At 40.2% G+C, this 6,439-nt stretch carries 8 protein-coding genes and 1 pseudogene; all 9 read right to left on the bottom strand.

Features of this window, described 5'->3' with window-relative positions:
* Nucleotides 1–145: 145 nt before the first annotated feature.
* Nucleotides 146–796: a hypothetical protein gene (locus V7K46_RS06160; protein ID WP_335111713.1), complete on the bottom strand. Its 651-nt coding sequence runs from the start codon at nucleotides 794–796 to the stop codon at nucleotides 146–148.
* 644 nt (nucleotides 797–1,440) lie between these two features.
* Nucleotides 1,441–1,713 carry a hypothetical protein gene (locus V7K46_RS06155; RefSeq protein ID WP_335111712.1) on the bottom strand — a complete coding sequence of 91 codons (273 nt, stop codon included), beginning with the start codon at nucleotides 1,711–1,713 and terminating at the stop codon, nucleotides 1,441–1,443.
* Nucleotides 1,714–1,840: 127 nt separating this feature from the next.
* A complete protein-coding gene (locus V7K46_RS06150; protein WP_335111711.1) occupies nucleotides 1,841–2,128 on the bottom strand; it encodes a hypothetical protein in 288 nt (95 codons plus the stop codon).
* Nucleotides 2,129–2,221: 93 nt separating this feature from the next.
* Nucleotides 2,222–2,749: a hypothetical protein gene (locus V7K46_RS06145; RefSeq protein WP_335111710.1), complete on the bottom strand. Its 528-nt coding sequence runs from the start codon at nucleotides 2,747–2,749 to the stop codon at nucleotides 2,222–2,224.
* Between the two features lie 158 nt (nucleotides 2,750–2,907).
* On the bottom strand, nucleotides 2,908–3,090 hold the full coding sequence (locus V7K46_RS06140; protein ID WP_335111709.1) for a hypothetical protein: 183 nt from the start codon (nucleotides 3,088–3,090) through the stop codon (nucleotides 2,908–2,910).
* Entirely contained in the window at nucleotides 3,084–3,737 is a 654-nt protein-coding gene (locus V7K46_RS06135) for a hypothetical protein (protein WP_335111708.1), read from the bottom strand. Before V7K46_RS06135 ends, V7K46_RS06140 begins: the two co-directional genes overlap by 7 nt.
* 468 nt (nucleotides 3,738–4,205) lie before the next feature.
* On the bottom strand, nucleotides 4,206–4,658 hold the full coding sequence (locus tag V7K46_RS06130; RefSeq protein WP_335111707.1) for a helix-turn-helix domain-containing protein: 453 nt from the start codon (nucleotides 4,656–4,658) through the stop codon (nucleotides 4,206–4,208).
* Between the two features lie 397 nt (nucleotides 4,659–5,055).
* Nucleotides 5,056–5,508 carry a DUF1392 family protein gene (locus V7K46_RS06125; protein WP_335111706.1) on the bottom strand — a complete coding sequence of 151 codons (453 nt, stop codon included), beginning with the start codon at nucleotides 5,506–5,508 and terminating at the stop codon, nucleotides 5,056–5,058.
* A 458-nt stretch (nucleotides 5,509–5,966) separates the two neighbouring features.
* A pseudogene (locus V7K46_RS06120) lies at nucleotides 5,967–6,323 on the bottom strand (cytochrome).
* Nucleotides 6,324–6,439 lie beyond the last annotated feature (116 nt).

Raw genomic sequence — 6,439 nt, 5'->3', positions numbered from 1 at the left:
TGCATCAAGAGGCTGATGTCGCCTGATGCATTCCACTTATTAATACTTATGTACTATAAATGGCGCTCGCATTGTGCCAGTTGCGTAAGTCCTGCGTTTAAGGTACTTAGTCTTGAGCGAATTCACCCTCGCCCAAGACTGTTTTTTACCTGAACTTGAAAGACATGACCGTAGCTTTCGACAACCCCACGTCGCCAGTCGCTAGCTGTTGCAGATTGCGTTGTTCATCCAGCAATTTGGTGCGGATAGAATCTATCTTTTGCTGCAATTGACTGCCCCCCTCATTACCAAGATTCTTTGACTCAATCGCCGGCCAAGTCTGGAGCGATAAGAACTGGTCAATTCGCTCTTGGTAATCTTCGAGTCCTGCTTCGTAATCAACTTTTAGCTGATCACGCAGTCCAGGGGCGATATTATCTCTGATATTGATTAACTGATTCCACACAAGTGGAGCCAAATCAATAGGACAGACCCAATCACCAGTATCAGCAGACATCCACTCTTGAACTGAAGCAATCTCTTGCCTCAATTGGGCCGCAGCTTCATCAAGCTTTTTGAATACCTTAATACCTCGCAAACCGACTTCGGAATTTGTGACTTTCACAAGGTCTGATTCAATTTCACATACTTCAGCTTTTACTACATCTGCCCATTTAGGCGCAGCAGATTTTGTACTTTTCTTTAACTGGATACGGAAGCGAATACGGGTTTTGTTTAACTGTGAGAAATTGTGGCGTTCGACTACTGCATCAGTTAGGAAATTCGCAGCAATAGGGTTGTCGATTGCTTGCACCATGATTATTCACCTCAATCATTATTTTTCACTTTCAGCTTTCTTTGTGACTATTTCTCAATTTGCGAATGTTTGTAGTAGTTCTATAGATTACTTGTTTAGAGCTTTTTTGTAGCCGAATATGTCTTTTAATGACTGGTGGTTTATGTATTGGCATGGCTTAAAATAACTGAAGTTGCTGTGAATTATCCTGTACCACAGGCTTGTTATAAGTCATACCTTCGACTTCATAACACCGAGTCATGAGTTTGTTTCGATTTAGCCGAAAGCTGGCTTTTTTCTTTTAATTTGGCAGAGGTAAAAATAGATACTGTGGATGTTTTATAGTACCTTCATCACCCAAGTATCGAGAAAGCGTACCGTCGATTTGGTAAACTTTCAATGAACTTAACAGCGTTGTGTCATACACTTTAATCAAATTTGTTTCCATCTGATTAGTATTGAAGTAGAGTTTGTGATAATCTTTCGTGGAATCGATTTTTCTCTACAGTCAGGCTGATTAAATCTGACTGTAGAGTTTTTCATGGATAATCTGATTCTTCTTTCGTCAAGCAGCAACTTTTTCTCTATTTGGTTTAGACAACCCAGAACCACTCCCAGAAGTACGTTTATTTGTTGAAGTCGGTGGAATTGAAATTGACAGAAAATTACAGATAGAAATGCTCAAAGATTTGATTGAGTTTTTCCTTTAATTCATCAGGCAGAGCCTTAAAGTCAAACTCTTCAGAGTCCCAAACTTCATCAAGACTTGTTGACTCATCAATAATATTTGCAATCAAACTCGATTCATCGTCGTGCTTCCAGCCATTTGCTAAAAGCCACGGGAGAACTCCCTTAGATTGCAATAATTTCTCAATATCGAACGAGTCAGAAAACTGCTGTAAGTTTTCGATACTGGGGTGAACGATTGTTGTAGTCATTTATAAAGCATTTCACTTTCGCATTGGCGCAGCCGTTTAATTGTGATACATGAAGCGTAGAGCCAATAAAAAGCGCTTTTGTGAAATCAAGAGCGCTTTTTCTTACTAATTATTTGCCCTGTACAGATTATTGATGTGAACTAAATCTTGCCAGCAAATCTTCACGAGATAATTCAAGACATAGGGGAGTAAATTCTTCTGGCGTTAACTGTAACAAACTATCGATTACTCTTGATAGTAACTCGTCCACTTCACCAAACCTGAATTTCAACAAGTTTTCTACAACTTGACGGCGTTCAAGTTGTACACCTTGCTCTACACCCTCTTGTACTGCTGCTGCTCTAGCTTCTTCGTAAGCTTGAGTTAAGTTCATGATCAACTCCTGGTCATCTTTAGTTAATTCTGTCTGTGTCATTACACTGATACGCCACCTGTAAATTATTTCCAGTACATTCTGGCGTACAAGATCGGATGGTGGTAGTGCAACCAGTTCTTCTACTGCCTCCCTTTATACTTTTCCCCTCCCCAAGAGTCTAAACCATAGTGTTTCTGGAGTTGGCGGTAGCTTGTTAATCGCTACTATTGCTGCCCTTATACCAAGAGGCAGAAAGTACATTCCTTCTATCCAATTTTCTAAATTTAGTTTAGCTTCAAAAGCCTTAAGCAAAGCTTTTGAAGCACTGGGCGTTAATATCCACAACCTTGGTAAATCATTCTCCGCTATTGTTGTGTCTTCCCTGTTGGCTCTGCGTTGCACGTCTGCAATCATAGTGAACAATTTTTGAAGACAATTGCGTACTTCTGTTCTACTCGGCTGATTGCGAAATGGCTCTATTAAAGTAGTATTTAATACCGCAATTCTACCCAATAATCCTAAAGTTTCTGCATCAACCGCAGATGGTGGTGTTGGTGAAAATAACACATCAACAAATCTTGTTTCATCAGTTACTTCCTTATTCGTTCTTACTTCCCCAAAAGGAGCTAGTAATTCTTCTAGAAACTGTTTGGCAAATTTATCGTGTGGTTGTTGGGTCATTTTTGAGCGCGACACTTTACTATATTTGATTGTTTCAGATTTGGTGGTGGGCTATTGACCTACCTTTTCCATCAATACTCGCTTGGCAGTATCAGCACTTTATCTACTCATTGAAACAGCAGGCGCGACCATTGATTCAGCCACGCCCACCATTCCACTTACGCCGCCATTCCCTCTGTCCGCACCAAATCGGAATCTGTGAACCCACCGCAATCAAGGGACTCGTCTGAGGGTGGCTGATATTGCGGTAGCTGTTCCCATTCATCAGCCGTCAGTTGGTCAAACGGCTCAAATGGCTCATCCAGCAGTTCCTTACAAGATGGTTGCATCAGTTCTACCATCGACAATACCCACACCGCATCAAATGCAGAATCACACGGAACCTTTTGCTGATGCACTGAAGTTGCCTGAATACCCACCATCTGCTGTCACTACAACTTACTTCACCAAGCTTTTGATCGTGGTCGTAGATACCATCGTTTAAAATTTCAAACCCGTACTTTTCGCATTCATCAGCAATCTGTACCATGATTTCGTTCCCCGTTGTAGCGACTGGAGTTTCTTCTTCTTGTATGGGCAGTGTTCCGCGCTGGTAATGCCATGTGATATAGCTGTGGCATCTTTTAAAAGTTTCTTCTTCTTGTATGGGCAGTGTTCCGCGCTGGTAATGCCATGTGATGTAGCTGTGGCATCTTTTAAAAGTGTTCGCATGATGGATCTCCTCACCATTGACCATCACTATCCAAGGTTGCGTTAAGTCATCGTTGTGGGTAATACTAGCTATGAGCTTTTGACCTGCATAGAATTCGTGATCTTCAAACGAAATCTCTACCGATCTCAATTCTTCAACTGGTTTAACGCAAGAGGTTACAGTTGTTGTTGTTTGTGGCATAATTAAAATCTCCGTAATAGGAATAAAGGTGATCGCGATGTTTCTCAGGCAGGCGATCGCCTTTTGATTTACATGAACAACGTTGTGCTTGTACAACGCTCACTCTCTTATTGGCGCAGCCTCATAAAGTAATTCCAAGGCAAAGCGTATCATCTGATGTCAAAACACCAGCAGCACAAAGCTGTAGAGAAGATATTGGGATGTTACCGTGTCCTCTGTACAGCCGCGTGGTAACAATTGAAAAGGCGATTGAAGAGTTCACAATCGCCTTAGTTGTGCAAAGATTGAAGTTTTTTACAACCAGTTTTTAGACTTGGTGGGTCATCGGAATCATCTCGCGGCGGCTTGACCATTACAAGTTTAAGGCTTCCGGCTGCTAGTCCCGGCGGCGGCTGGTTATTGTAGTTTGGTATCGTTAACTCGATTTGTAAAGGTTGAATTTTGAGCGCTTCTTTATTTTTCTGAGAGGCATCGCGCTCGTCTCCTCTCTTATGATTAATATATTACTACGGTTACCAGTGATTATCAAGTAAATTTTATTGGTGAGCGTAGTAAATAATTCTCTTAGCTGTTGTAATCTATGTTCCAAATAAGTGAAGTGATATCCCCATTTAAAGCAGCACAAAGTTTCTCTAAAATTTCTGTACTAACAGTCATCTGAGTTGGTTTTTTTGGTTTGTTAATAAAGACATGAGGAGTCTCTAGCTGCTGAATATAAGCCACAGAAACTCCCACAGCATCAGATAGCTTTTGTCTACTATATCCAGCTTTCTCTCTAAGCTCCCTAAGTTTTTGGGCATTTTCCTCATTCCACCTAAACGCAGCGATGGGTGTTACATCTACTGTGATATTCATTTTTACTTTAATTTTATTTTCACTGCGCTCGCCAGTTGACATGATAATTAATATTAACTGTATTAATATACTGGTGTCAACCATAAGGTTACACCAAGGAAAAGTTAAAGCGATCGCCCGCCGGGAAGCAATGCGATCACTTAGCTCAATTCGTTTATTCACAAAAAAGTGAATTAATTACGAACTAATTACAATGCTGACACACTTTTGGCGTGTTTCAGAAATCAACCAAATGCCCCAGTCTGGATCTCTGGTGCATTAATGCAAGCGAGGCGAACAGTCACAGTTTTTTTACCAGTTCTCACCCGTATGGTGTCACCGTCACCGACGCTTACAACTGTAGGGTAAGGTTATTGGCAACAAATTGCTAATGTTTGAGCTAGAAGCAAAACGCTAATTGTAACAAAGCCAAATTTTGGGAGCATCTGTAGTAATAATTACTTATACTTATAATGCCCAGACAACTAATTAAAAGTAGCTAATAAAACCAATAACTTGAGATTAATAACCCAAATTGTTAGTTAACTTGGTGCTGGTCTTTTGTCGCAACTGATAATTGTCATACACTAACATTGACTAAATCAACATCAGCAAGCCATATTGTTCTGCTTTGGGCAGACACTTCTTCTAAAATTGGAGAGCGCCACTCTACCCCATAAAGCCAATTATCTTTGAGACTAAAAATTCCTTGAATAATACGGCGTGTCGGCTGTTCACCGAAATCAACCTCAACTATATCCCCCAATTTAAAAGCTGGAGTAAAAACAATGGACTTTTCTAGTAGATTTGTTCTATGAAATTCTTGTTCAGCTAAGTAGAGAGTTTCACTCTGGCAAACAATTGCATAAATCCATTGCTGTCTTTCCCACTGAACACCACAGCAGTAGCCTGACAAATCTGAGATTGACAACAAAACTTTTTCGTAACTGTTCACTGCTAAAGGAGGCATGGACTGACCCCATTCAGGAGAAATATGCCAACAGGATTCTAAGGCGGTAATTTGGTTACTCATCTGGAAATGCAGTTCTCTTTTTTATACATACACTCTCTTGGAGCAGTCTGATCCGGAATATAATTTAAATTTCGGGAAGCTAACGCAACAGATGGGGATTTAAACCTAATCAATTTGAGAGCCTCCCAATTTGAGAAGACTTTACTGATTCACTAATTCGTAACTAAGATAAAATTGTTTTGGCAGTAGCGATCGCCTAATCCACATTTTCGACAATATAAACATTTTCTGGCGACAGTTTTTTAAAGAAAAGTTGACTTTCTTCATCATTATTCAATAAAATTACTTGCTTATCGGGACTTGAACAAAACAGGAGAGTAAAAAGGAGTATAATACTCAACTAGCAAAGGTTTCACATTGAAATAAGCTCATGAAAGAAACCACTCCCGCAGCCATGCCTCCATGCTTTGAAAGATGGTGTCAACGATTTGATGGCTATATTTGGGCTTGATTTTTGTTTAAGTCCCGTTATTTGCTTTCAAAGCTAGAGCAATTTCGGAAGCGGTTCCTGCACCCATACCGCAAGCAATTACCACATCACTGGTAAGAACATTAATATTGTTTTTAGAATTACCCATGTCTGTGAAAATAGCAATATCTACCCAAGAGGAAATACCATCCTAATTCTCACCCGGAAGAATACCAATAGTTAAACCATCAGCAGATTTTGCACCTTTATTTACTGCATCCATTACCCCTATATTTCTACCACCCGTGAGTAAAACCCATCCTTGTTTGGCAATTACTTGACCTAGTATATAAGCATTTTGTAAATCATTTGCTGTCGCATTTTCTCCCCGACCCATAACCCCAATAATAATTTTCGCATAAAATTTCAGATGATACTGTTTTTGGGCGACAAGTCAAAGCTGTCTCCCTAAAAGGGCGATTGGCTGAGATATTGGGAAGACAGCAATCACGCTCTCTTAGC

It is taken from the genome of Nostoc sp., assembly GCF_036917395.1.
In the GTDB taxonomy this organism is placed as follows: Bacteria; Cyanobacteriota; Cyanobacteriia; order Cyanobacteriales; family Nostocaceae; genus Nostoc.
The sequence above is the reverse complement of the archived record's forward strand: the minus strand, read 5'-3'. Positions and strand labels throughout refer to the sequence as shown.

Excerpts from the sequence above, each read along its gene's own strand:
- V7K46_RS06160 (WP_335111713.1), bottom strand. The coding sequence starts at position 796 with ATGGTGCAAGCAATCGACAACCCTATTGCTGCGAATTTCCTAACTGAT.
- V7K46_RS06155 (WP_335111712.1), bottom strand. The coding sequence starts at position 1,713 with ATGACTACAACAATCGTTCACCCCAGTATCGAAAACTTACAGCAGTTT.
- V7K46_RS06150 (WP_335111711.1), bottom strand. The coding sequence starts at position 2,128 with ATGACACAGACAGAATTAACTAAAGATGACCAGGAGTTGATCATGAAC.
- V7K46_RS06145 (WP_335111710.1), bottom strand. The coding sequence starts at position 2,749 with ATGACCCAACAACCACACGATAAATTTGCCAAACAGTTTCTAGAAGAA.
- V7K46_RS06140 (WP_335111709.1), bottom strand. The coding sequence starts at position 3,090 with ATGGTAGAACTGATGCAACCATCTTGTAAGGAACTGCTGGATGAGCCA.
- V7K46_RS06125 (WP_335111706.1), bottom strand. The coding sequence starts at position 5,508 with ATGAGTAACCAAATTACCGCCTTAGAATCCTGTTGGCATATTTCTCCT.